Below are 23,109 nucleotides of genomic sequence, written 5' to 3' on the forward strand. Positions count from 1 at the left end.
AAATACGTGGCTGTAAACCGAATTGTGCTTTATTACGCGTTCACCCCCTTGCCGGACCCTGAAGCGGTACGGCTGTGGCAGCGTGCCCTCTGCGAAAAACTGGGACTGCGGGGCAGGATCCTGATCTCCGCGGACGGCATCAACGGCACCGTCGGCGGGGAAATCGGTGCGGTCAAACAGTATGTGAAGGCCACCCGCGAGTATCCGGCGTTCAAGAAGATGGACATTAAATGGTCGGAAGGCGGTGCCGAGGACTTCCCGAGGCTCAGCGTAAAGGTCCGTGACGAAATCGTGTCCTTCGGCGCACCAGGAGAGCTCAAGGTCGACGAGAACGGTGTGGTCGGCGGCGGGATGCACCTGAGGCCGGAAGAACTGCACGAACTGGTCGAGACCAAGAAGCAGGCTGGCGAGGATGTGGTCTTCTTTGACGGCCGCAACGCGTTCGAGGCTCAGATCGGCAAGTTCAAGGACGCCATAGTCCCGGATGTGGCCACCACCCACGACTTCATCAAAGAGCTGGAGTCCGGCAAGTACGACGATCTCAAGGACAAGCCCGTGGTGACGTACTGCACCGGCGGAATCAGGTGCGAAGTGCTGTCCTCGCTCATGGTTAACCGCGGTTTCCAAGAGGTTTACCAAATGAAGGGCGGCATCGTCCGCTACGGCGAGACGTTCGGGGACGCCGGGCTGTGGGAAGGCTCGCTCTATGTCTTCGACAAGCGTATGCATATGGAGTTCACTCCCGAAGCGAAGACCATCGGTGAATGTGTCCGCTGTCAGGGGGCGACGAACAAGTTCGAGAACTGCTCGAATCCGAGCTGCCGCAACCTCACCCTGTATTGCACCGAGTGCGCGTCGAACCCCGAGAAGCTCCGCTGCCCGGACGGCTGCGCCGCTTAAGAGGGCAAGCGGGTACAGCGCCGGGTTCAGCTCCGGCGCTGCAGACAGGACCGGTTTGCGCGCCGGCTGCTAGGCCTCCACCGGTAGCTCGCGGGCGGAACCGGTGGATTCCATTGGTCCGGCCTCGGGCCACAGCCCGCCTGAGGCGTCCAGCGGCTCGATGACCTCTTCTTCGTTCTTGAAGATCTGCAGGCCGCGCGCCTGGTAGTTGTCCAGTGCCGACGGCCCGTCCAGCGAGCAGGTGTGGACCCATACCCTGTTGACGGGCGCAAAGCGCTCCCACCGGGTATCCAGTTGCCACGCCTGCTGGATCCCTTCCGTCAGCAGCGCGCCGCCGAACCCTTCGCCGATGAACTCCGGGAAGAGCCCGAAGTACACGATCTCAACTTCGGTGCCCGCCGCGCCCGGACGCCCCATCAGTTCCACGTAGCCGGCCGGCGAGCCTTCCACCCACAGCACCCAGGTCTCGGAACCCGGAGTGCGCAGTACTTCATCCCACTGGGCGCGCGTCAGCGCCAGGCGATCCGACCAGTTCCAGCCGCTGCCGACAGACCGGTAGAGGAACTTGCTGAACTCAGGACTAATGCGGCGGACCTGCTCGATCCGGCTACCCGGCGGCAGCGGGCGCGATCCCGGAACCAGCTGCTCGGGCGCGGTCTGTTCCAGATGGGTGGTGGTAACAAGCATGCCGCCATTTAACCATTCCTGCCCCGCGCCTAGACTTTGAGGCGTGACTGAGTTCAATAGCGGCAACGTTCCCCACGCCCCGCAGAGTACGGACCTGCAGCTGATGGCTGCCCTGGCTAAGGACCTGACGGCGCTGGATTACACGGTGGACGGGGTCCAGCAATTGCTGGGCGCCGAAGCCTACGAGGCCTTGGACCGGGACCAGCTGATTCCGGCCCAGCTGGTAACCGATCGCGAACTTGCCGCTGCCGGGCCCAAGCCGTTGGCCGCCGTCGTACGTTTGTGGCTGCTGGGCGGCACACTGGACCGGGACCAGCTGGCATCTGCCTTTCCCGCCGTTGCGCCGGAAGGGCTGCTGGCGCTGGGGCTGATCAATAACGACGGCGGACGCTTCCGTCCCGCCGTTGACCTCCGGCCGTATGCGTTCGACGAAACGCAGCTGTGGGTGGCGAGCGATCTGGGCGCGCACCAGGCGCCCGGGGTGCTGCGGCGCGACCACGTGCTCGGGATCGGGCAGGCCTCTCTGACGCTGGCGCAACTGACCGTCCGCGCTCCGGTGGAACGTGCATTGGACCTGGGTACAGGCTGCGGCATCCAGCTCTTTCACCTGCTGGGCCATGCGCGGCATGTCACGGCCACGGATATTTCGGAACGCGCATTGGCCTTCACCCGGTTCAACCTGCTGCTCAACGCTGGCGCACTGGATCTGGATCCGCGGAACCTGGCCGCGCGGGTCAGCCTCCGGCTGGGCAGCTTGCTCGACCCGGTGGCCGGCGAGCAGTTCGGGCTGGTGGTCAGTAATCCGCCGTTCGTCATCACACCGCGGACCGAGGAGACGGCCGACGAGGAGCAGTTCACCTACCGCGACGGCGGACTGCCCGGCGACGATATTGTCTCCACGCTGGTCCGCCGGCTGCCCTCGGCGCTGGAGACAGGCGGGGTGGCGCAGCTGCTGGGAAACTGGGAGATTCCCCGCGGTGCAGGTTCCTGGCATGACCGGCTCGAAGTTTGGCTCGATCCGAAAACCGAGGCCTGGGTGATCCAGCGCGAACAGCTGACGCCGTCGTCGTACGCACAGACCTGGTTGCGGGACGCTTCGGAAAACCGGGATCCGGGTCTCTACGGGCGTTCCTATGCAGCGTATCTGGAGGACTTCGCTTCCCGCGATGTGGAGAGCGTGGGGTTCGGCATGATCTGGCTGCGGCGCAGCGAAAGCGCCGCCCGGCTGCGCCGGTTCGAGGAAATCGGCTACGCGATCGAGCAGCCCATCGGTCCGCACCTGGCCGCCGCCGTCCAGCGTCACGATTGGCTCGAGGCGCACGCGGGGGACTTCGCGGACCAGCGGCTGCAGCCGGCCGATGATGTCACGGAGGAACGCCATCAGCGCCCGGGGGCAGAGCACCCGGGGGTGATCCTGCTGCGCCAGGGAGCCGGCTTCCGCCGCACCAATCTGATGAGTTCCGAGCTGGCGGGCTTCGTCTCTGCCAGCGACGGCGAACTGACCGTCGGCCAGCTGGTGGCTGCGCTCGCAGCCCTGCTGGAGAGGCCGGACGCGGAATTCGCCGAGCAGCTGACCTCCGACGTGCGCAACCTCGTGGCGGACGGCTTCCTCGTTCCTGCCGGGGGATAGGTGCCTTAATCGTTGCCGTTTCGCAAGTGAACCGGCTCACTGCCGCGCTCTGAAGGGCATTAGACTTACCTTCCATGACCAAAGGTGCAGCGCCATTTACCGACCCAGCGCCCGGCGAAATTTCCGGAGCAGGGGCGCAGGCGGGCTCGGGGGACCGGGTCAACATTTCAGATGCGAGGGCCATCCGGGCGCTTGCCCATGCGGTGCGCCTGAAAGTCATCGAGGAACTCTTCGATACGCAGCAGCCGGCCACGGCGACGGAGCTGGCGCAGCGGCACGGGCTCACGCCGAGTGCCATGAGCTACCACTTACGGGCCTTGGAAAAGTGGGGCTTCGTCAAGCGCAGCGCCAACCAGGGCGACGGCCGCGAGCGGCACTGGCAGGCAGCCGCGGGACGATTGGATGTCACCTCGGTGGCGGACAGCCGGGCGGCAACCCTCGGCGTCGTCGATGTTGAGCTCAATGACCTGCGCCAGCGCCTCTCCAAATACGTCAAGCGGGACAAGCAGGCGCCGAACCCGGACACCTGGCGACAGGAGGGCCACCTCGCCGCGTTGAGCACGGGCCGTTTTTATCTGACCGAGGAGCAGCGCGCGGATCTGGGCCGCCGGATCGGCGAGATTCTGCTCGAGTTCAGCCCCACCACAAATCCCGAAAACCGGGGCGAAGACGCCCAAAAGCTGTACTACGTATTCTCGTTCCTGCCCGGGGATATCGACGACGCATAGAGCGCCCGCTGGCCCCGTGCCTGCAACTGATTTTCTTCGTTGTGCCATTCTTGGGGCTAACCTAGAGCTGGCAGCTGTCCCGGATACTTCGGGGACAGGATGCATCTGCCGCACCGCCACAGCAATTGACGTAGGAGAATCGTGCCACCCAAGGCCCGCGAAAAAACCGGTATGAAACTCGTCATTGTCGAGTCTCCTGCCAAGGGCAAGACTATTGCCGGCTATCTCGGCGAGGGTTTTGAGGTCACGGCCTCAATGGGCCACATCCGGGACCTGCCGCAGCCGTCGGACCTGCCGGCCGAGCTGAAGAAGACTTCGGTGGGCAAGTTCGCCGTCGATGTTGAGAAGAACTTCGAGCCTTACTACGTGGTGTCTGCGGACAAGAAGAAGAAAGTCGCCGAGCTCAAGAGCCTGCTCAAAGACGCCGACGAGCTCTATCTCGCAACTGACGGTGACCGCGAGGGCGAGGCCATCGCGTGGCACCTGCTTGAGGTGCTAAAGCCCAAGGTCCCGGTCCACCGGCTGACCTTCCCCGAAATTACCCGCGAAGCCATCCAGCGCGCGCTGCAGGAAATGCGGGATGTGGACACCGACCTGGTGGACGCGCAGGAAACGCGCCGCATAGTGGACCGGCTCTTCGGCTACGAACTGTCCCCGGTGTTGTGGCGCAAGGTCAAGGCCGGGCTCTCCGCCGGGCGCGTGCAGTCCGTGGCCACCCGCCTGGTAGTCGAGCGCGAACGCGAGCGCATGGCCTTCCGCTCCGCCTCCTACTGGGATCTGCTGGCCACGGTCGAGCCCGAGGATACCGCCAAGGGCGGCGCATTCAAGGCCAAGCTCGTTTCGCTTGACGGCTCCCGCGTGGCCACCGGCAAAGACTTCAATGACACCGGCGTGCTCACCGCCAAGTCCGCTGTGCACCTGGACGAGGTGGCTGCTTCGTCTCTCGCCGACGGACTGCGCACCGCGGAGTTCGCCGTCCGTTCAGTGGAGAACAAGCCGTACACCCGCCGCCCGGCCGCGCCGTTCACCACCTCGACGCTGCAGCAGGAATCCGCCCGCAAGCTGCGTTTCTCGGCCCGGATCACCATGCAGGTGGCCCAGCGGCTGTACGAAAACGGCTACATCACCTATATGCGTACCGACTCGCCGGCCCTGAGTGACCAGGCTGTCAACGCTGCCCGCCGCCAGGCCTCGGAACTGTATGGCCCGGAGTACGTGCCGGATGCCCGCCGCGTGTACAAGGGCAAGGACAAGAATGCGCAGGAAGCCCACGAGGCGATCCGTCCTGCCGGGGATTCCTTCCGCACCCCGGGCCAGGTCCGCAGCCAGCTCAACAGCGATGAATACAAGCTCTACGAACTGATCTGGAAGCGCACCGTTGCCTCCCAGATGGCGGACGCAAAGGGCTCCACCTCCACCGTTCGTCTGGGCGCCGTTGCTCCGGACGGCCGGGACGCGGTCTTCTCCGCATCCGGTACCGTCATCACCTTCCCTGGCTTCATGGCCGCCTATGAGGAAGGCAAGGACGCAGCCCGCGACGAGGACGACGACGCCGCCACCGGCCGCCTGCCGCAGCTCGCCGAAAAGGATGCGCTGAAGGCCCAGGACGTTGCCGCCGTCGGACACGAAACCTCCGCCCCGCCGCGCTACACCGAAGCCTCGCTGATCAAGACGCTGGAAGAGCGCGGCATCGGCCGGCCGTCCACCTACGCGGCAACCATTTCCACCATCATGGACCGCGGCTACGTCAGCACCCGCGGCTCCGCCCTGGTGCCCAGTTGGATCGCGTTCTCCGTGGTCCGCCTGCTGGAAGAGCACTTCCGCGACTACGTGGACTATGACTTCACGGCCGCGCTCGAAGAGGACCTGGACCGCATTGCCCGCGGCGAGGCGAAGCGGGTGGACTGGCTCGACGGGTTCTACTACGGGGACCGCAAGGAAACGGGTCTGAACACCATCGTCAATGACCTGGGCGAAATCGACCCGCGGCAGATCAACTCGATCGATATCGCCGAGGGCATCACCTTGCGCGTGGGCAAGTTCGGCCCCTATCTGGAACGGGCCGCCGTGCTCGATCCGGAAACCGGTGAACTGGCCGACCCGCAGCGCGCGAATGTTCCGGACGACCTCGCGCCTGACGAACTGACCGCGGAAAAGGCCGTGGAACTGATGGAGAACCAGGGCCCCGGCGAGCGTGAGCTGGGGCAGGACCCGGAGACGGGCCGCACTATTGTGGCCAGAGAGGGCCGCTACGGTGCCTACGTCACCGAGATCATTCCCGAGCTCACGGCCGAGGATCTGGCGAACCAGCCTGTGGAGTACTACAAGAACGGCAAGCCCAAGCCGCCGAAGAAACCGGTCAAGGTCAAGCCGCGCACCGGTTCCCTCTTCAAGTCCATGACTGTGGAGACGGTGACGCTGGAAGACGCCCTGAAGCTGATGAGCCTGCCCAGGGTCCTGGGCGCAGATGCCGAAGGCAACGAGATCACGGTGCAGAACGGCCGCTTCGGCCCGTACCTGAAGAAGGGCACGGACTCGCGGTCCATCGGTTCGGAAGAGGAAATCTTCACCATCACGCTGGAGCAGGCGCTGGAGATCTACTCCCAGCCGAAGCAGCGCGGCGGCCGGACCGCGGCGCCGCCGCTGGCCGAATTCGGCACGGATCCCGTCTCGGAGAAGAACATCGTGGTCAAGGACGGCCGCTTCGGTCCGTACATTACCGACGGCGCGACCAATATTACGGTGCCGCGTTCAATGAGTATCGAGGAGCTGACCCGCGAACAGGCCATTGAACTGCTGGCCGAAAAGCGTGCCAAGGGTCCGGCCAAAAAGCCAGCCGCCCGGCGCAAGGCCACAGCCAAGAAGTAAGGGACAAACCGCCGTGCTTTCAGCCGACATAATAAGAGCATGCGTCTAGGCGTTCTCGATATCGGTTCGAACACCGTCCACCTGTTATTGGTCGACGCCCATCCGGGTGCCCGGCCCGTTCCGTTTGCCTCGCACAAGCGGCCGCTGTCGCTGGTGGCCTATCTGGACGCCGACGGGAACATCAACGGGGCCGGCCAACAGGAGTTGATCGGGTTCATCCGGGAAGCGTGGGCATTCGCCGGCCAGCACAGCGCCGAGGACATGCTGGCTTTCTGCACTTCCGCCATCCGCGAGGCTGCCAACGGCGACGCCGTGCTGGCCCGCGTGCAGGCTGAAACCAACGTCGCACTGCAGGAACTGACCGGCCCGCAGGAAGCGGCGATGACCCTGGTAGCGGTCAGGCGCTGGTACGGCTGGGGCGCCGGCACCATTCTGGACCTGGATATCGGCGGCGGCTCGTTCGAAATGGCCATCGGGCATGATGAACAACCGGACGTGGCAGCGTCGGTTCCGCTGGGCGCGGGACGGCTGACCCGCGATTGGCTGCCGTCAGATCCGCCCAGCGCCGGCAGCGTCAAGGACCTCAGGCACTACATCAGGGAAACCCTTGCTCCGGCGGTTAAAGAGTTCGACGGCGCTGGGTTCCCTGATCTCGTCGCCGGCACGTCCAAAACATTCAGGTCCCTGGCACGCATAACGGGAGCGGCTCCGTCCGCGGCCGGACCCTATATACGGCGCGAACTACGCCGCGAGGACCTATCCCTCTGGACCCAGCGGCTTTCCGCAATGCCAGCCAACGACCGGGCTAACTTGCCCGGGGTTTCGCTTGTGCGCGCCCCGCAGTTGCTGGCAGGGGCACTGGTTGCGGAGGCTGCGATGGAGATGTTCAACATCAACTCCATGGTGATCTGTCCGTGGGCTCTGCGCGAAGGGCTCATCCTCAAGCGTTTCGACCATCTGCTGTACGACAGCGATGCACCGGTACGCCCGGTGGGGACCGCCCTCGTACAGAAGGCACTGGAGCCCGCTCCGGCGGTCGAAAGACTGGACAGCGCGATACCTTAGCCAGCTGCTGGTTAAAGAGAAGGTGCCGGCACCACCTGCGGACGGTTGGGGGAGACGTCCGCGGGTTTGCCGGCACCGGACCAGGAGACCCGATCCATAATCACTCGCACCTTTATGAGGTACTAATCACGGTAGGTTTCCTTGTTGGGATATCGCCTTTAAGATGCTGGGAAAAGACTGTGAATCGATCCCGACACAGAACATGCCGGGCCCAGCGGCCGCGTGATTCAATGGCAGCATGACTGCGCAGACTATTGAAACCACCGGACGGATCGTCTTTCTCGGATGCGGTTCCATGAACGAAGCGGTGCTCGCGGGCCTGTTGGCGGCCGGCACAGCTGCAAGGAACGTGACGGCCACGGTCCGCCGGAGCGAGCGGGCGGAAGAACTGCGCAGCCGCTACGAGGGTTTGACCGTGCTGGCCGAAAACGAGGACGCGCAGGCCAACATCAAAGCGGTGGAGGATGCCGCGCTGGTGGTGCTGGGGGTTAAGCCTGTCGGCATCGTCGACTTGTGCCGCAGCATTGCGTCCGCGCTGTCGCCGCAAACCGTGGTCCTCAGCGTTGCTGCCGCGGTCACGATCGCCACCATGGAGGCTGCGCTGCCCGAGGGCCAGCCGCTCGTGCGCACCATGCCCAACACACCGCTCAAGGTGGGCCGGGGCGCTGTCGGGCTGTCGGCCGGCAGCAACGTTACCGAGGATCAGCTGGCGGCGGCAGCCGCAGTGTTCTCTGGCGCAGGCACTACGGTCATAGTTCCGGAAGAGAACCTCGACGCTGTCTCCGCTGTCAGCGGTTCGGGCCCGGCCTATGCCTTCTATCTTGCCGAAGCCATGGCGCAAGCCGGCGTAAAGCTCGGCCTTGATCCGGAGCTTGCCATGGTGCTGGCCCGCGATACGGTTGCCGGCGCCGGTGCCATGCTGGCCGAGGACGGGGCAGACCCTTCGGCGCTGCGCAAGTCGGTCACCAGCCCTAACGGCACCACCGAGCGCGCTATCGCCGCCTTCGACGAGGCTGGGCTGCCGGACATCATTGCCGCCGGTGCGCGTGCAGCTGCGGACCGTGCCGCGGAAATCTCCCGAGAACTCGCCTGAGCACTACGGCCGCGCAGCGAACCGTTCGAGCAGGTCCACATGGCCTGACACGATCAGCATGTCGCGGCTGGACACCTTGGTCTCGGGCCGTGCGTAAGTGAAATCCTCGCCGGGCGACTTCACGCCGACCACGGTGATGCCGTACTTGGAGCGGACCCCCGACTCGCCGAGGGTGAACCCCTGGGTTTCCTTCGGCGGGTACATCTTCACGATCGCGAAACCGTCGTCGAACTCGATGAAGTCCAGCATCCGTCCGCCAACCAGGTGCGCGGCGCGGCGGCCGGCGTCGGCCTCCGGGTAGATCACATGGTTGGCGCCGATGCGGGTGAGGATCTTGCCGTGCGAGGCCGTTATGGCCTTGACCCACAAGTGTTCGATACCCAGATCCACCAGATTGACCGTGATCAGCACGGAGGACTCGATCGAGGTACCCACACCGACGACGGCGGACGTAAAGTCCTGGGCGCCGAGCTGGCGCAGCGCGTCGATGTTGGTGGCGTCGGCTTCGACGATGTGGGTCAGCTGGCCGGACCATTTCTGGACCAGGGCAGGGTCGCGTTCGATGGCCAGGACTTCCCGGCCCTGCTTCACCAGCTGCTCCGCCGTGGCCGCGCCGAAGCGGCCCAGGCCCACCACCAGCACCGGTGCGTTGTGCGCCGGGCGGTTGCTGTTCGACTTGTCAGCCAATGATCGGCCTCTCTTCCGGGTAATGGAACAATTGTCGGCTTTCACGCAAGGCTAGCGCGGAGGCCAGCGTGATAGTACCTACCCGGCCCGCGAACATCAGGGCCGAGAGGATGTACTTGCCCTCAGGTGGAAGCTCGGCGCTGAGATTGGTGCTCAACCCGCAGGTCGCGAAAGCCGAAATCACTTCGAACAGGATGCGGTCCAGATCTTCATCGGTCATTGACAGCAGCATGCCCGAAGCCACGGCCACGAAGGTAGCTCCCATGACGATAACGGAGATCGCAACACGCATGGCACCCTCGGGAATTGTACGGCCATAGGCATTGACGTCTCTGTTGCCGCGCGCCTCGGCGGCAATCGCAAGGAAGACGATGGCGATGGTGGTCACCTTGATGCCGCCGGCCGTCGAGGCTGAGCCGCCGCCGGCAAACATGAGGGCATCGGTGAGCAGCATGGTCGGGGATTCCATGGCGTTCTGGTCTACGAGGTTGAAGCCGCCGGAGCGCGTCATCACCGAGGCGAAAACCGCGTGGATGCCTTTGTCCGTTGGGGAGAGGCCGCCGATCGTGTCCTCGTTCTGCCATTCCATGAAGCCCCAGGCTATGGCCCCGAGGAGCAGCAGGAGGGACGTGACCTGAACGGTGAGCTTGGTGTGCAGATTCCATCTGCTGAACCGCCAGCCGCGCTCCAGCAGGACCATGACAACGGGGAAGCCCAAGCTGCCCAGGAATACCCCGATCATCAGGGGAGTGAGTATCCAGAGGTCTTCTTCATAGGGCACCAGACCGTCGGAGTGCGGGGTGAAGCCTGCGTTGTTGAATGCGGAGATGGAGTAGAAAACGCCATGCCAGACAGCTTGTCCGAAGGATTCGCCCAGAATGATGAACCGGGGGATGAGCATCAGGGCCAGGGCCAGTTCGATGAGCACCGAGGTGGTGATGACGATCCGCAGCAGCGTGCCGACTTCGCCGAGCCGGCCGGCATTATTCATGGCCTGCTGCGCGATCAGCTTGCCCCGGACGCCCAGCCGTTTGCTCACCATCAGGGCCAGCATGGACGCCAGTGTCAGCGTGCCCAACCCGCCGATGAAGATGCCGAGCAGAATGATCGCCTGACCGAAGAAGGTCCAATGGGTGGCCGTGGAAACTACCGTCAGGCCGGTCACGCACACGGCCGAAACGGCGGTGAAGAACGCGTCGTGCAGCGGCGTGATGTTTCCGTCCGCGGCGGCGCCGGGCAGTGACAACAGGCCCGTGAAGACCAAGATAACGCCGGCATAGACAATAAGAGCCAGCCGCGCCGGAGAACTGTTGGCGACGTTGTCGACAAAATCGCGGATGCTCAGCAGGAAGGAGAGCTTCCCTTGCTTCCGATCCGGCCGACTGAACGGCTGGTTAATTGTCATACGGTTCGCTTCTGACGGGCTGATGGATTCTCGGCGGGTTTGGGGACTTGGTCCTTGCAGTAGTAAATCATCTATCAGCCGTCATCGGGGACGCTAATCATGCACCCCGGCCATCGTTTCGCGTAGCCTGTCCCTGATGCAAGCGAACCCAGCGGCCAGTGTTCCAACTCACGTCATGTGGGATGAGTCGATGCTCGCTTACAATTTTGGGCCGCAACATCCCATGTCGCCGATCCGGTTGGACCTGACTGCGCGGCTGTCGGCAGACTTCGGCCTCTTCGACAGGGACAACGTTTCGGTCGTCGCCCCCGAGGTCGCGACGGATGATCAACTGCTGGCCGTGCACGACGCGGATTATGTTGCGGCCGTGCATGCCGTCAGCGCCAACCCGGACGAGCCGGATGAGTCCCGGGGGCTGGGCACGGAGGATGACCCGGCTTTTGCCGGGATGCACGAGGCCAGTGCCCGGCTGGCCGGCGGAACACTGCAGGCGGCGGAAGCCCTGATGAGCTCGAAGGCCGTGCACGCTGTTAATTTCGGCGGGGGGATGCACCATGCCGCGCGTGACAAAGCCAGCGGCTTCTGCATCTACAACGATTGCGCACTGGGCATTCAGCGCCTGCTTGACGGCGGCGTCCAGCGCGTCCTGTATATCGACGTCGATGCGCACCACGGCGACGGCACGCAGAACATTTTCTGGAACGACCCGCGGGTGCTCACTGTCTCCATCCATGAGACGGGAATGTCGCTGTTCCCCGGTACGGGCTTTGCGAATGAGATCGGCGGTCCGGACGCTCTGGGCAGCGCCGTGAACGTGGCGGTCCCTCCGCGCACGGGGGACGCGGCCTGGATGCGGGCCTTCCATGCGGTGGTCCCGCAACTGGCACATGCCTTCAAGCCGGAGGTTATCGTGAGCCAGCACGGCTGCGACAACCATGCCCGGGACATCCTCAGCAGCGTCCGCCTCAGCGTCGACGCCCAACGCCAGATGATGCTGGACATTGCGGGGCTGGCACGCGAGGTGACTGATGACCGCTGGATTGCCACCGGCGGCGGGGGCTACGACATTTTTAATGTGGTGCCGCGTTCGTGGAGCCATCTGGTTGCCATAGTCGCGGGCCAGCCTGTCCCGTTGCGGGCGGAAGTACCGCAACGCTGGCGGGACTACGTGCTGGAGCGATACGGGCAGACCGCTCCCTTGCTGATGAACGACGACGCCCAACTCTGGTGGCGCTCCTGGGAAGTCGGCTACGACCCCAACGACGCGGTTGATCGCACGGTCATGGCAACCCGCAAGGAAGTGTTCCCGTATCACGGGCTGGACCCGTGGTTTGACTGAGCATAACGATTTCCATGCGGTTGCCCGCCACGGGTACGGCAGGGGATGCCGCACCGGGTATATGTGGCTAGGGTAATGGAATGGTCATCGATGATGTTTTCGCCGTAATCGCAGAGGGGACTCGCCGCGAAATACTCGGCTCCCTGCGTGAGGGCGACAAATCCGTGGGCGAACTGGTCGAGGAACTCGAAGTCAGCCAGCCTACCGTCTCAAAGCATCTCAAGGTGCTGCGCGAGGCCGGGTTGGTGTCGATGAGGGCCCAGGGACAGAAGCGTTTCTACGCTCTGCAGACGGACCCGCTGCAGGACATCGCGGACTGGGTTGCCGGGTTCGGACTGGTGTCGGTAAACCTGCCCGTGGAGGAACCGCTGGCGCCTGCAGTGTCGCTGGTTTCGGCATCCGCCGCGGAGCTGGACGGTGACGGAGAGAACCAGATACCGCCCCAGCTGGGCCGGTCCCTGGGCCATGCGGCCAACCAAGCTGCCAAGCAGGCGGCGGACCTTTTTGCACACCTGCCGAAGCTACGCCGCAGCCGCCGCGGCTAGCGGCGGAGGGCCGGATTCATTACGCCGCTGGCGGGCGTTATTTCGTTCCCGTTATCATCTTGCCCACCGGGTATGTTTCGATTTGAAGGTTGCGCAGCTGCGTCTTTCAATCACGAGGTTTTTCCGTACATGCACCTGCCCGCACTCCGATAGCTATTGAAGGGACCCACCCCCATGGATGCGAATCTGCTCGAAATCCGGGACGAAGTCTTTCGCCGCAATCCCGGCGAACTTGAATTCCACCAGGCCGTCAACGAGGTTTTTGAAAGCCTGGTCCCCCTCTCGACCAAGCACCCCGAGTATGCAGATGCCGCTATACTTCAGCGCATCTGCGAACCCGAACGCCAGATCATTTTCCGCGTACCGTGGGTTGATGACTCCGGGCAGGTGCAGATCAACCGTGGTTTCCGGGTGGAGTTCAACTCCGCGCTCGGCCCGTACAAGGGCGGACTGCGTTTCCACCCGTCGGTGTACCTCGGCATCGTCAAGTTCCTGGGTTTCGAACAGATCTTCAAGAATGCCCTGACCGGAATGCCGATCGGCGGCGGCAAGGGCGGGGCGGACTTTGACCCGCGCGGCAAGTCCGACGGCGAAGTCATGCGCTTCTGCCAGTCCTTCATGACCGAGCTGTACCGCCACATCGGCGAGTACACGGACGTTCCCGCCGGTGATATCGGCGTGGGCGGGCGTGAAATCGGCTACCTGTTCGGCCAGTACAAGCGGATCACCAACCGCTATGAGTCGGGCGTGCTGACCGGCAAGGGCATCGGCTGGGGCGGCTCCCTGGTCCGGCCTGAAGCCACCGGTTACGGCGCCGTGCTTTTCACCGAGGAAATGCTCAAGACCAAGGGCATGTCCTTCGACGGACAGCGGGTTTCGGTGTCCGGTTCGGGCAACGTGGCCATCAACGCCATCGAAAAGGCACAGGCACTGGGTGCCACCGCCATCACCGCCTCCGACTCCGGCGGCTACATCGTGGATGAGGCCGGCATCGACGTCGAACTCCTTCGCCAGATCAAGGAAGTCGAGCGCGGCCGTATCTCCGAGTACGCCGAACGCCGCGGCGGTTCCGTCAGCTACGTCGAGGACGGCTCGGTCTGGGATGTCGACGCCTCCGTGGCACTGCCCTGCGCCACGCAGAACGAACTCGACGACAAGGCGGCGGCGAAGCTGGTCAATTCCGGTCTGGTGGCGGTGGCCGAAGGGGCCAACATGCCCTGCACCGCCGAGGCCACGGCACTGTTCCAGGAAGCCGGTATTCTGTTCGGCCCGGGCAAGGCGGCCAACGCCGGCGGCGTGGCAACCTCTGCCCTTGAGATGCAGCAGAACGCCAGCCGCGACGCCTGGAGCTTCGAGCACACGGAGGAACGGCTCGGTGCCATCATGGTGGGCATCCATGAAAGCTGTGCCGCGACGGCCGACGAATATGGCATGCCCGGCAACTACGTTGCCGGCGCCAACATCAGCGGCTTCCGCCGTGTTGCGGACGCCATGCTGGCCCTAGGCGTCATCTAAGGGAATTTACAGCGAACGACGGCGGGACTCACCAGGTGAGCCCCGCCGTCGTTGTTTGCAGCAGTGTTTGAAGCAGGAAGAGTGCCGGTCGGTCAGAGGCCGGCCGGGAGTTTCACATGATCCGGGTTCAGGTCTTCGACCTTGTTGACGCCGAGCAGGCGCATGGTGCGGGCCATCTCGCCGGAGAGGATCTCCAGGGCGCGGTCCACGCCCATCCGGCCGCCGGCCATCAGCCCGTACAGGTAGGCCCGGCCGATGAGGGTGAAATCGGCTCCCAGCGCGATCGCTGCCACGATGTCGCCGCCGCTCATGATGCCGGTGTCCAGCATGATGGACGTCTTGCCTTTCAGCTCCCGCGCCACCTGGCTGAGCAGGTGCAGGGGGATGGGCGCGCGGTCCAGCTGGCGTCCGCCGTGGTTGGAGAGCACGATTCCGTCCGCGCCGTAATCCACCACCTTCCTGGTATCTTCCAGCGTCTGCAGGCCCTTGACCACCAGCTTGCCCTTCCACGTGTCGCGCAGCCAGGCCAGGTCATCGAAGCTCAAGGTGGGGTCGAACATGGAGTCGATCAGTTCGGAGACGGTCCCCGAGTAGCGCGAGAGCGAGGCGAAGGACAGCGGCTCATGCGTCAGGAAATTGAACCACCAGGCGGGACGGTAGGAAGCGTCCAACACGGTCTTCGCGGTCAGCGCCGGCGGGATCGTCATGCCGTTGCGGACGTCGCGCAGCCGGGCCCCGCCCACGGGGGTGTCCACCGTGACCATCAACGTATCCATGCCCGCCTTGGCTGCACGGTCGATCAGCGCCAGTGACTTCTCCCGGTCTGTCCAGAGGTAAAGCTGGAACCAGTTGCGGCCGTGTGGTGCGGCAGCGGCGACATCCTCGATTGAAGCGGTGCCCATGGTGGAGAGCGTGTAGGGGATGCCAGCCGCGGCCGCGGCCCGGGAGCCGGCGTACTCGCCCTCGGACTGCATCATCCGGGTAAAGCCGGTGGGAGCGATGCCTACGGGTAGCGCCGACCGCTGGCCCAGCACTTCGGTGCTCAAGTCCACGTTCTGGACGTTGCGCAGAATGCCTGGCCGGAACTCCAGGTCCAGGAAGGCCTCCCGCGCCCGGTTCAGGGTGATCTCGGCTTCTGCGGCGCCGTCGGTGTAGTCGAAGGGCGCGGTGGGCGTGCGCCGCTTGGCCATCGCACGCAGCTCCCAGATGGTGTTGGCGCGCTGCAACCGGGCGGCGGTGCCGAAGGTAGGCCGCTTGAACTGCATCAGCGGGGCGAGATCTGCAACTTTGGGGATCCGGCGTTTGAGGGCCGGGGGCAATTCTTCATGCATGGCTTAGCTCCCTCGTGGGTGGAAACCTGTGTGGTCCAACCACAGCGTAATGCATGTGGTAGGACCACGGCAAGTATGATGTTGGCATGAGAACCCACGAACAGGTGCTGGCCTGGATGGAAGCGCAGTTGGACGGCGGCGCGCTGACGGTGGGGGACCGGCTGCCCGGGGAGCGCGCGCTGGCCGAACGGCTGGGTGTTTCGCGGACCTCGGCGCGTGAAGCCATCCGGGTACTCGAAGCAATGGGGATTGTGCGTTCCGGTGTCGGTTCCGGGCCTGCCGCCGGTACTTTCATCACGGCCGACCCGGCCAGTGCCATGGGAGCCGCCTTGCGGATGCACGTCGCCGCCGCGAACCTTCCGGTGTCGGATATTGTCCGGACCAGGGTGCTGCTGGAAACGTGGGCGGCAGCCAATGCGGACCCGGCTCATCCGGCGCTGGAGCGCGCCGCCGACCTCGTGGAGGCCATGGCGCTGCCCGGGACTGACGTGGAGGAATTCCTTCGCCTGGATACGCAGTTCCATGTCGCCATCGCCGAAAGTGCGGGTAATGTCCTGGTCGGCGCGATGATGTCATCACTGCGGGAATCCATCGAGCGCTACGCCAACCGCCTGACCGACAACCTGCCCGACTGGGCCGCCACGTCCGCCCGGCTGCTGGCGGAACACCGCCAAGTGCTGGCAGCCGTGCGCGATGGCCGTGCAGAGGAAGCCGCCGGGATCATCCGCAGGCACATCGAAGGCTATTATGCCGAGGCCGGCATGGACTCCGGGCCCGCCGGGCGGCAGTAAGCTCTAACGCTATGGCGCACATTCTGATCGGACTGGACATCGGCGGCACCAAGACGCATGCCATCCGTCTGGAGGACGGCGCCGTCACGGCCGAAGCCATTGCGGGCAGCGCCAACGTGCAGAACGTTTCCCCTGAAGCAGCGTCCACCGCGCTGGCCGAAGTTTTCTCGGCCCTGGGCAGCGATGCGGACAGGGTGATCGCCGGGGCCGGCGGGATCGATACAGCGAACGACGCCGGTGCCCTGGCCGCGCTCATCTCGCCTTTTGCCCCGCATGCGGAAATCCGCGCCGTACACGATTCACGCCTGGTGCTCGCCGCCGGACGGGCCCGCCGCGGCATTGCGGTCATCGCCGGAACTGGATCGGCGGTCTGGGGCACCGACGGTACCGGGCGCGAGGCCCGGGCAGGAGGCTGGGGCTACCTGCTGGGGGACGAGGGCAGCGGCTACTGGCTGGGTCGGGAACTGGTCCGGCACGCACTGCGCCGCCACGACCAAGGCCTGGAGCCCGATGCGCTGACACGTGCCTTGCTGGCCGACTGCTCGCTGGCGGACCCGGTAGAGCTGATCGCACACTTCCACGGCCCCACCGGCCGCCGCTACTGGGCGCAGCGGTCGCGGTTGGTTGTCGAGGCCGCCGCGGATCCGGTGGCGGTGGAACTGCTGGCTGTTGCCGCCAAGGATCTGGGGCGGCTCATCCTGCAGGTGGCCGGCCGGCTGGATATCTCCGGGCCCGTTATCCTCGGTGGCGGCCTAGGGGCGAACGTGCCGCAATTGGCTGCCGGCATTGCCGCCGCCCTTGCCCCGTACGGCATTGACGACGTGCGCCAGCTGGACCGGGAACCGGTCTATGGCGTGGACCTGCTCGATGAGCCGGCCGGACGCGTAAGCCGCGCGGGTTCTGACGCGCCAACTCCGGATTACCCGCAGTCATAATCGTCACAATTGCCGCAGGGCGGAAACCGTGGCTTATGCTCGTGGACATGACAACCCGTTGGTATGCGTATTTTCCGTTGGCTCTGGAGGGGCCTAACGTGACTGCCTAGCGGCGTGCGCAACCGACACCTTCAGAGCCAACAGGGCAGAGATCATTCTCTGCCCTTCGCCATTTCCACGGCGGGTTCTGCTCGGTTCCCGCCTCCATAGGACGGGAAAACCATGAATCCGGTACTGAATGCAGACAAGATCCAGACCAGCAATCTGCGGGTCACCTCCTTCAGCGCGCTGCCGACGCCGCAGGAGGTCGTCGAAGAGCTGCCGGCAACTGCCGAACAGTCCGCCGTCGTCGAACGCGGCCGCGCCGAGATCCGTGCGGTCATGGACGGCGTCGATGACCGGCTGCTGGTGATCGTCGGCCCATGCTCCATCCACGATCCGGAGGCCGGGCTCGACTACGCCCGGCGTCTGGCCGCGGTGGCCCAGCAGCACAGCTCTGAGCTGCTCATCGTCATGCGTGCGTACTTCGAGAAGCCGCGAACCACGGTTGGCTGGAAGGGCCTGATCAACGACCCGCGCCTCGACGGCTCGCATGACGTTGCCAGCGGGCTGCGGACGGCGCGCCGGTTCCTGCTCGACGTAGCCGACCTCGGGCTCCCTGTTGCCACCGAGTTCCTCGAGCCGATCAGCCCGCAGTACCTAGCGGATCTGGTCAGCTGGGGAGCGATCGGTGCGCGTACCACGGAAAGCCAGATCCACCGCCAGCTCGCCTCGGGACTGTCCATGCCGATCGGTTTCAAGAACGGGACCGACGGCGGGCTCCAGGTGGCGCTTGATGCCTGCACCGCCGCCTCGGCTGCCCAGACTTTCCTGGGCATCGACGAAGCCGGCCGTGCCGCCATGGTTTCGACCGCGGGGAACGCCGATACTCACCTGATTCTGCGCGGCGGCAATGCAGGACCAAATTACGACGCCGCCAATGTTGCCCGTGCCTCGGAGTTGCTGGCAGAAGCGGGGCTTAACCCGCGGCTGATCGTTGACGCCAGCCACGCCAACAGCGGCAAGAGCCACCACCGGCAGGCAGAGGTGGCGCTGGACGTGGCGGCCCAACTGGAAGGGGCGGGCCACAACGCCTCCGCCATTGCCGGGATCATGCTGGAAAGTTTCCTCGTGGCCGGCGCGCAGAAACTCGATGTCGCTGAACAGGCCGCAGGCGACGCCGAACTGGTTTACGGGCAGAGCGTGACGGACGCATGCATGGACTGGGACATGACGGTTACCACCCTCGCCCAGCTGGCCTTGAGCAGTGTTCAGCGCGCCGGGGTGTCCCGCTGAAAAAGGCGCGCGAATCATGTAACGCTTAATCAACAGGCCAACTTTCACTTTGGTCACTTGGCCCTCTAGAGTGTCTAGCTAGACGGCAAATTACTCGCAGGGCAAGGCGGCATGCCGTTGGGCCCAACCGGAGTAAAGGATTTTGGAAATGGCTGAGGAGAAGAACTTCTCGAACGTCCGCTTCTTGACGGTGTCGGAAGTGGCTGAAGTGATGCGTGTTTCCAAGATGACCGTTTACCGGTTGATCCACTCCGGAGAGATGCCTGCTGTTCGTTTCGGGCGCTCCTACCGGGTGCCGGAATCGGCCGTGGAGCAGTATCTTCGCGGTGCCGTTGTGGAGGGCCAGTCGGATACCGCTTAGGCGGTTTTGGATCTGGGCAACGGACCGGGCGCCAACGGCCGGTAAATTGTCGCCTGATTTAGGCGGTACCCTGTTAAGGAACGTTTTACGTCATCGTAAGAATCCGCCGGCCACTGCTGTTCTCAAGGGCAAACTGTGGCAGTCGGATGTTAATCGAAGTGAATTTGTGAGGAACTCGTGGGTTCAGTTATTAAGAAGCGCCGCAAGCGTATGGCCAAGAAGAAGCACCGTAAACTGCTTCGCAAGACACGCCACCAGCGTCGCAATAAGAAGTAGAGCTTCCGCTTTACAGCATGCTTCTCGGTCCGTCAGGCAACTGGCGGGCCGTTTGCGTTAAACCGTGCGGGAACTCCGAACTGCCCCGTGGCGGGAACGCCGCAGCGGACCTGCTTAGCCGCGTGGGCCGCGGAACTTGTGCACCCCGCGCCAGAGCCCGTACACGGCGCCGGCTCCTGTGGCGGCTTTGAGGCCCAGGGTTGCAGCCTTGCGGCCGCTGCGAAAGTCGTAAATCGGCCAGTTGCGTTCCCGGGCATGCCGGCGCAGCCTAGCGTCCGGATTGATAGCCACCGGATTGCCCACCAGCGACAGCAGCGGCACATCATTGTAGGAGTCGCTGTAGGCCCAGCAGTTCTCCAGCTCCAGCCCCTCCAGCTTGGCGAGTTCGGCGACAGCATAGGCCTTGGCCGGTCCATGCAGGATTTCACCGACCAGTGCCCCCGTGTAGGCGCCCTCGGAAATTTCCGCCACGGTACCCAGAGCCCCATCCAGGCCCAGTCGGTCCGCGATGACCTCCGCGACCGTCAGGGGAGTGGCAGTCACCAGCCACACTTTGCGGCCGGCACGCAGATGCTGATCCGCGAGGGCGCGGGTGCCAGGCCAGATCTTAGAGGCGATGATCTCGTCATAGACTTCCTCGCCCAGGGCCTTTACATCCGTCACCATCAGCCCGGCGCCGAGCGCCATGGCGGTATCGCGGACGGATTGGATGTCCTTCAGGTTTTCCCCGCGCCACAGGAACTTTCCCTGCTTGATGGCGAACCCGGCGACGTCGCGCATCCGGAAGGCACCGCGTTGGTACATCTTGCGCCCCACATGGAACAGGCTTGCCCCGCGCATCAAAGTATTGTCGACGTCGAAAAACGCGGCCCCGGTTTCTGTGCCGGCGGGATCAGGCTTTCGATGGGCAGGACCTGCGGCGGCTAAGGGCATGTCTCGAGTCTAACGAGGCAAAGGCATCGATGCCGAGCCGCCCTGTGGGCGGAGGCAGCGCGGCGTCCGGTTATTGACTCCTGACCCGGTAGGGCTACGTTGTTAGCTATGACGGATTCAGCTGCTCCCCGCCCTAGCCATGAACTGGTGCTGCTCACCAAGCCGGACTGCCATCTTTGTGAAGCGGCCCGGGAAACTGTGTCGGCAGTTGCCGATGACCTAGGGCTGGAATGGCAGGAGAAGTCCATTCTGGAGGATCCGGAGCTGGAACGGCGGTTCGCCGAGGAGATTCCGGTGGTCATGATCGACGGCGTGCAGCGAGATTTCTGGCGCATCGACCCTGAGAGGCTGCGGCGCCTGCTGACGTCCTGACCCCACTAGAGCCGATTGGTTGCCGTTTTGCCCAGCGCCTAAAGTGGGACTACAGCTAGCAATGGAGAGCCACATCGTGACCACGCAGGATCTTCCCGGTACCGCTGGGAATCCCGAAAGTTCGGGCCGCACTATTCCGCCGGCGTCTGTTGCGCGGCTGACGATCTACCTGCGCGCCCTGAACTCCCTGCTTGCCGAGGGGGTGGAGCGTGCCTCATCGGAGGAACTCGCCGAAGCCGCCGGGGTGAAGTCCCCGATGCTCCGCAAAGATCTGTCCTACCTCGGCTCCTACGGCACCCGCGGCGTCGGCTATGACGTGCAGCTGCTGACGCGGACCATTTCCGCCCGACTGGGGCTGACCCAGGAATGGCGCGTCGCCATCATCGGCGCCGGTAACCTCGGCAGGGCTCTGGCAGGCTATTCGGGTTTCACCACGCGTGGATTCGAAGTTGCGGCCATCTTCGATGCTGACCCGTCGATCATCGGAACCGAGATCGGTGGTCTGAAAATCCACAACACGGCCGATTTGGAAACGGTGCTGCACCGGACCGGCGCGAACATGGTGGTGCTGGCCGTTCCGGGCCGTGTGGCACAGGAACTCTGCGACAAGCTCGTCGCTGCCGGAATCACCAGCATCCTGAGTTTCGCCCCCGTTGTGCTGCAGGTACCGCCGCATGTGCAGGTGCGGAAGGTTGACATGGCCACCGAACTGCAGATCCTGGCCTATCATGCACAACGGGCGCAGGAAGCGGAGCTGGACTCCGAAACCCGCGCCCGCAAGGCACAGTAGGAAACGTCAGCGGCCGTAGATGCCGAACTTGCGTGCCGCCACTGCCTTGAAGAAGTTGCTCGACGGCGGCATGAACAGCAGCACGATTGCGGCGATGCCAAGGAGGATCGTCAGGGTGTGCAGTCCAAACGGAATGATGCCGAGCAGCGACAGCGCGGCGAATACCGTACCCGTAATCCGGGCCCAGTTCTTGCCGGCCTTTACGCCGAAGGCAACCATCAGGTAGAGCCCGATGCCGATAAGCCCGACGACGACCATGACCACGCCGGCCATACCGCTGGCCATGTCGATGAATTCCTGTTCGCTGATCTGGCCGCCGGTCTGGGCCACGGCATCCCGGACAGCCGGGTCATCCGCCAGCTGGGCCAGCACGGTGTCCATGGTTGCCAAAGAAATGATGATCTCGATGGCGGTCAGCGCTGCCGCCGCGATGAGCAGCCAGAAGGCGATCATGACTTCTTTGGGAGCTTCGGGCTTCCCTGTACCGCCTTGGGGCTGGCTGCTCGGGTAGCTGTACTGGCCCGGCTGTGCATTCTGGTACCCGTACGGAGACGGGGTGTTCTGGCCATAGGGCTGTTGTCCGTACGGCTGGTTTTGTCCGTAGGGGGAGTTCTGCCCGTACTGCGGCGTGTTCTGGCCATAGGGCGAGTTCTGTCCGTAGCGGGGTGCGACGTCGCCGTTCTCGCCGGACTGTCCCGGTTGCTGGTCCGGTTTCTCGGACGGATTTGGATTGTTTTCGGGAGTGGACATGGTCGCATCCTTCTTCTGTCGATCGACACTGCAGATAGCCGCCGGTACCGCGTTGACAAGCCAGGACAGGACAGCTCCTACTGCAACCCTACAGCGCAGACATACCGGCAGGGACTAGCTCTGAAGGATGATTTTGCCCGGCCGGAACAGCTGTCCCGGCCGGGCAAAATCCATGCATCGGATCGGGCAGCTCAGGCCTGCTTGACCAGTGCTGCATCCAGGTTGATCTTCACCTTGTCGCTGACCAACACGCCGCCGGCCTCCAGCGCCGCGTTCCAGGTCAGGCCGAACTCCTTGCGACTGATTTCGGTTTCACCGGTGAACCCGGCCCTGGTCGCCCCGAACGGATCGACAGCCACGCCGGTGAACTCCACCTCGACTTCCACCGGCTTTGTCACGCCGCGGATCGTCAGGTCGCCGGTAACGGTGTAGTCCTCGCCGTCGCCTTCGACGCCCGTGGCGACGAAGGTCATCTCGGGGAACTGCTCGACATCGAAGAAGTCAGAGCCCTTGACATGGGCATCGCGGTTGGCGTCGCCGGACTCGAAACTGGCTGTATTAACCGTGGCATGCAACGTGGACTCGGCGAGTGATTCACCAACACGGGCCTCGGCCGAGGCATCAGTGAATCGGCCGCGGACCTTGCTGATCCCGGCGTGGCGGACGGTGAAGCCAATTTCGCTGTGCGCCAGGTCGAGAGTCCAGACGCCTTGAGCCAGGCCTTGGGGCAATGTCATAACGATCTCCTTCGTGGGAAAAACGATTCCATCTGG

General features: G+C 64.3%; 23 protein-coding genes. 16 read left to right on the forward strand and 7 right to left on the reverse strand.

Features of this window, described 5'->3' with window-relative positions; all coding sequences use genetic code 11:
* Nucleotides 1-6 precede the first annotated feature (6 nt).
* Nucleotides 7-900: an oxygen-dependent tRNA uridine(34) hydroxylase TrhO gene (trhO, locus tag AC3A4M_RS00135; protein ID WP_498733031.1), complete on the forward strand. Its 894-nt coding sequence runs from the start codon at nucleotides 7-9 to the stop codon at nucleotides 898-900.
* A 69-nt stretch (nucleotides 901-969) separates the two neighbouring features.
* Here trhO and AC3A4M_RS00140 read toward each other — a convergent pair whose 3' ends face one another.
* Entirely contained in the window at nucleotides 970-1,587 is a 618-nt protein-coding gene (locus tag AC3A4M_RS00140; RefSeq protein ID WP_498733033.1) for a GNAT family N-acetyltransferase, read from the reverse strand.
* 103 nt (nucleotides 1,588-1,690) lie between these two features.
* Here AC3A4M_RS00140 and AC3A4M_RS00145 point away from each other — a divergent pair, with 103 nt between their 5' ends.
* The 5 genes from AC3A4M_RS00145 to proC all read left to right on the forward strand — a co-directional run bounded on the left by AC3A4M_RS00145 (nucleotide 1,691) and on the right by proC (nucleotide 8,971).
* Nucleotides 1,691-3,217, forward strand: coding sequence for a DUF7059 domain-containing protein (locus AC3A4M_RS00145; protein ID WP_498734062.1), 1,527 nt, complete (start codon nucleotides 1,691-1,693; stop codon nucleotides 3,215-3,217).
* Nucleotides 3,218-3,291: 74 nt separating this feature from the next.
* The gene (locus AC3A4M_RS00150; RefSeq protein ID WP_498732061.1) at nucleotides 3,292-3,945 is read left to right on the forward strand and encodes an ArsR/SmtB family transcription factor; all 654 of its coding nucleotides are present in this window, start codon (nucleotides 3,292-3,294) and stop codon (nucleotides 3,943-3,945) included.
* Between the two features lie 141 nt (nucleotides 3,946-4,086).
* Nucleotides 4,087-6,813 (forward strand): type I DNA topoisomerase, encoded by a 2,727-nt coding sequence (gene topA, locus AC3A4M_RS00155; RefSeq protein WP_498733036.1) that lies wholly within the window; start codon nucleotides 4,087-4,089, stop codon nucleotides 6,811-6,813.
* A gap of 39 nt (nucleotides 6,814-6,852) precedes the next feature.
* Nucleotides 6,853-7,878, forward strand: coding sequence for a Ppx/GppA phosphatase family protein (locus tag AC3A4M_RS00160; protein ID WP_498733038.1), 1,026 nt, complete (start codon nucleotides 6,853-6,855; stop codon nucleotides 7,876-7,878).
* Nucleotides 7,879-8,116: 238 nt separating this feature from the next.
* Nucleotides 8,117-8,971: a pyrroline-5-carboxylate reductase gene (gene proC, locus AC3A4M_RS00165; RefSeq protein ID WP_498733040.1), complete on the forward strand. Its 855-nt coding sequence runs from the start codon at nucleotides 8,117-8,119 to the stop codon at nucleotides 8,969-8,971.
* Nucleotides 8,972-8,974: 3 nt separating this feature from the next.
* On the opposite strand, the gene AC3A4M_RS00170 is transcribed toward proC, so the two are convergent.
* Together AC3A4M_RS00170 and AC3A4M_RS00175 are read right to left on the reverse strand one after the other, a co-directional pair.
* The gene (locus tag AC3A4M_RS00170) at nucleotides 8,975-9,613 is read right to left on the reverse strand and encodes a potassium channel family protein (protein ID WP_413542043.1); all 639 of its coding nucleotides are present in this window, start codon (nucleotides 9,611-9,613) and stop codon (nucleotides 8,975-8,977) included.
* A gap of 37 nt (nucleotides 9,614-9,650) precedes the next feature.
* Nucleotides 9,651-11,063, reverse strand: a complete 1,413-nt coding sequence (locus tag AC3A4M_RS00175) for a TrkH family potassium uptake protein (RefSeq protein WP_498733042.1) — start codon at nucleotides 11,061-11,063, stop codon at nucleotides 9,651-9,653.
* A gap of 190 nt (nucleotides 11,064-11,253) precedes the next feature.
* On the opposite strand from AC3A4M_RS00175, the gene AC3A4M_RS00180 reads away from it, so the two are divergent.
* The 3 genes from AC3A4M_RS00180 to gdhA all read left to right on the forward strand — a co-directional run bounded on the left by AC3A4M_RS00180 (nucleotide 11,254) and on the right by gdhA (nucleotide 14,462).
* Nucleotides 11,254-12,402: an acetoin utilization protein AcuC gene (locus AC3A4M_RS00180; RefSeq protein WP_498733044.1), complete on the forward strand. Its 1,149-nt coding sequence runs from the start codon at nucleotides 11,254-11,256 to the stop codon at nucleotides 12,400-12,402.
* Nucleotides 12,403-12,482: 80 nt separating this feature from the next.
* Nucleotides 12,483-12,947, forward strand: a complete 465-nt coding sequence (locus AC3A4M_RS00185; protein WP_498733046.1) for an ArsR/SmtB family transcription factor — start codon at nucleotides 12,483-12,485, stop codon at nucleotides 12,945-12,947.
* Between the two features lie 174 nt (nucleotides 12,948-13,121).
* Entirely contained in the window at nucleotides 13,122-14,462 is a 1,341-nt protein-coding gene (gene gdhA / locus AC3A4M_RS00190) for an NADP-specific glutamate dehydrogenase (protein ID WP_498733048.1), read from the forward strand.
* A gap of 92 nt (nucleotides 14,463-14,554) precedes the next feature.
* Here the strand turns inward: gdhA and AC3A4M_RS00195 are convergent, their stop codons facing one another.
* The gene (locus AC3A4M_RS00195; protein WP_498733050.1) at nucleotides 14,555-15,793 is read right to left on the reverse strand and encodes an alpha-hydroxy acid oxidase; all 1,239 of its coding nucleotides are present in this window, start codon (nucleotides 15,791-15,793) and stop codon (nucleotides 14,555-14,557) included.
* 86 nt (nucleotides 15,794-15,879) lie between these two features.
* On the opposite strand from AC3A4M_RS00195, the gene AC3A4M_RS00200 reads away from it, so the two are divergent.
* From AC3A4M_RS00200 to AC3A4M_RS00220, 5 genes are all read left to right on the forward strand, one after another.
* Nucleotides 15,880-16,584 carry a FadR/GntR family transcriptional regulator gene (locus AC3A4M_RS00200; RefSeq protein WP_498733052.1) on the forward strand — a complete coding sequence of 235 codons (705 nt, stop codon included), beginning with the start codon at nucleotides 15,880-15,882 and terminating at the stop codon, nucleotides 16,582-16,584.
* Between the two features lie 11 nt (nucleotides 16,585-16,595).
* Nucleotides 16,596-17,519, forward strand: coding sequence for an N-acetylglucosamine kinase (locus AC3A4M_RS00205; protein WP_498733054.1), 924 nt, complete (start codon nucleotides 16,596-16,598; stop codon nucleotides 17,517-17,519).
* Between the two features lie 222 nt (nucleotides 17,520-17,741).
* A complete protein-coding gene (locus tag AC3A4M_RS00210) occupies nucleotides 17,742-18,854 on the forward strand; it encodes a 3-deoxy-7-phosphoheptulonate synthase (protein WP_498733056.1) in 1,113 nt (370 codons plus the stop codon).
* Between the two features lie 148 nt (nucleotides 18,855-19,002).
* Complete coding sequence (locus AC3A4M_RS00215; protein WP_139004577.1) at nucleotides 19,003-19,215, forward strand: helix-turn-helix domain-containing protein; 213 nt, start codon at nucleotides 19,003-19,005, stop codon at nucleotides 19,213-19,215.
* Nucleotides 19,216-19,392: 177 nt separating this feature from the next.
* Nucleotides 19,393-19,491 (forward strand): 30S ribosomal protein bS22, encoded by a 99-nt coding sequence (locus tag AC3A4M_RS00220; RefSeq protein ID WP_003792170.1) that lies wholly within the window; start codon nucleotides 19,393-19,395, stop codon nucleotides 19,489-19,491.
* Nucleotides 19,492-19,605: 114 nt separating this feature from the next.
* On the opposite strand, the gene AC3A4M_RS00225 is transcribed toward AC3A4M_RS00220, so the two are convergent.
* A complete protein-coding gene (locus tag AC3A4M_RS00225) occupies nucleotides 19,606-20,424 on the reverse strand; it encodes an HAD family hydrolase (RefSeq protein ID WP_498733059.1) in 819 nt (272 codons plus the stop codon).
* Between the two features lie 108 nt (nucleotides 20,425-20,532).
* Here AC3A4M_RS00225 and AC3A4M_RS00230 point away from each other — a divergent pair, with 108 nt between their 5' ends.
* Nucleotides 20,533-20,796 carry a glutaredoxin family protein gene (locus AC3A4M_RS00230; protein ID WP_074701123.1) on the forward strand — a complete coding sequence of 88 codons (264 nt, stop codon included), beginning with the start codon at nucleotides 20,533-20,535 and terminating at the stop codon, nucleotides 20,794-20,796.
* A gap of 61 nt (nucleotides 20,797-20,857) precedes the next feature.
* The gene (locus AC3A4M_RS00235) at nucleotides 20,858-21,586 is read left to right on the forward strand and encodes a redox-sensing transcriptional repressor Rex (protein WP_498733062.1); all 729 of its coding nucleotides are present in this window, start codon (nucleotides 20,858-20,860) and stop codon (nucleotides 21,584-21,586) included.
* Nucleotides 21,587-21,592: 6 nt separating this feature from the next.
* On the opposite strand, the gene AC3A4M_RS00240 is transcribed toward AC3A4M_RS00235, so the two are convergent.
* Nucleotides 21,593-22,336, reverse strand: a complete 744-nt coding sequence (locus AC3A4M_RS00240; protein WP_498733064.1) for a hypothetical protein — start codon at nucleotides 22,334-22,336, stop codon at nucleotides 21,593-21,595.
* 191 nt (nucleotides 22,337-22,527) lie between these two features.
* Complete coding sequence (locus tag AC3A4M_RS00245) at nucleotides 22,528-23,073, reverse strand: YceI family protein (RefSeq protein WP_498732043.1); 546 nt, start codon at nucleotides 23,071-23,073, stop codon at nucleotides 22,528-22,530.
* Nucleotides 23,074-23,109: the final 36 nt, after the last annotated feature.

The sequence above is a fragment of the Arthrobacter sp. Soil_C_60 genome, assembly GCF_057656375.1.

Excerpts from the sequence above, each read along its gene's own strand:
- AC3A4M_RS00175 (WP_498733042.1), bottom strand. The coding sequence starts at position 11,063 with ATGACAATTAACCAGCCGTTCAGTCGGCCGGATCGGAAGCAAGGGAAG.
- AC3A4M_RS00160 (WP_498733038.1), top strand. The coding sequence starts at position 6,853 with ATGCGTCTAGGCGTTCTCGATATCGGTTCGAACACCGTCCACCTGTTA.
- AC3A4M_RS00235 (WP_498733062.1), top strand. The coding sequence starts at position 20,858 with ATGGAGAGCCACATCGTGACCACGCAGGATCTTCCCGGTACCGCTGGG.
- proC (WP_498733040.1), top strand. The coding sequence starts at position 8,117 with ATGACTGCGCAGACTATTGAAACCACCGGACGGATCGTCTTTCTCGGA.
- AC3A4M_RS00180 (WP_498733044.1), top strand. The coding sequence starts at position 11,254 with ATGCTCGCTTACAATTTTGGGCCGCAACATCCCATGTCGCCGATCCGG.
- AC3A4M_RS00150 (WP_498732061.1), top strand. The coding sequence starts at position 3,292 with ATGACCAAAGGTGCAGCGCCATTTACCGACCCAGCGCCCGGCGAAATT.
- AC3A4M_RS00230 (WP_074701123.1), top strand. The coding sequence starts at position 20,533 with ATGACGGATTCAGCTGCTCCCCGCCCTAGCCATGAACTGGTGCTGCTC.
- AC3A4M_RS00210 (WP_498733056.1), top strand. The coding sequence starts at position 17,742 with ATGAATCCGGTACTGAATGCAGACAAGATCCAGACCAGCAATCTGCGG.
- AC3A4M_RS00185 (WP_498733046.1), top strand. The coding sequence starts at position 12,483 with ATGGTCATCGATGATGTTTTCGCCGTAATCGCAGAGGGGACTCGCCGC.
- AC3A4M_RS00205 (WP_498733054.1), top strand. The coding sequence starts at position 16,596 with ATGGCGCACATTCTGATCGGACTGGACATCGGCGGCACCAAGACGCAT.
- AC3A4M_RS00240 (WP_498733064.1), bottom strand. The coding sequence starts at position 22,336 with ATGTCCACTCCCGAAAACAATCCAAATCCGTCCGAGAAACCGGACCAG.
- AC3A4M_RS00140 (WP_498733033.1), bottom strand. The coding sequence starts at position 1,587 with ATGCTTGTTACCACCACCCATCTGGAACAGACCGCGCCCGAGCAGCTG.
- AC3A4M_RS00215 (WP_139004577.1), top strand. The coding sequence starts at position 19,003 with ATGGCTGAGGAGAAGAACTTCTCGAACGTCCGCTTCTTGACGGTGTCG.
- AC3A4M_RS00225 (WP_498733059.1), bottom strand. The coding sequence starts at position 20,424 with ATGCCCTTAGCCGCCGCAGGTCCTGCCCATCGAAAGCCTGATCCCGCC.
- AC3A4M_RS00245 (WP_498732043.1), bottom strand. The coding sequence starts at position 23,073 with ATGACATTGCCCCAAGGCCTGGCTCAAGGCGTCTGGACTCTCGACCTG.
- AC3A4M_RS00195 (WP_498733050.1), bottom strand. The coding sequence starts at position 15,793 with ATGCATGAAGAATTGCCCCCGGCCCTCAAACGCCGGATCCCCAAAGTT.
- AC3A4M_RS00145 (WP_498734062.1), top strand. The coding sequence starts at position 1,691 with ATGGCTGCCCTGGCTAAGGACCTGACGGCGCTGGATTACACGGTGGAC.
- AC3A4M_RS00200 (WP_498733052.1), top strand. The coding sequence starts at position 15,880 with ATGAGAACCCACGAACAGGTGCTGGCCTGGATGGAAGCGCAGTTGGAC.
- gdhA (WP_498733048.1), top strand. The coding sequence starts at position 13,122 with ATGGATGCGAATCTGCTCGAAATCCGGGACGAAGTCTTTCGCCGCAAT.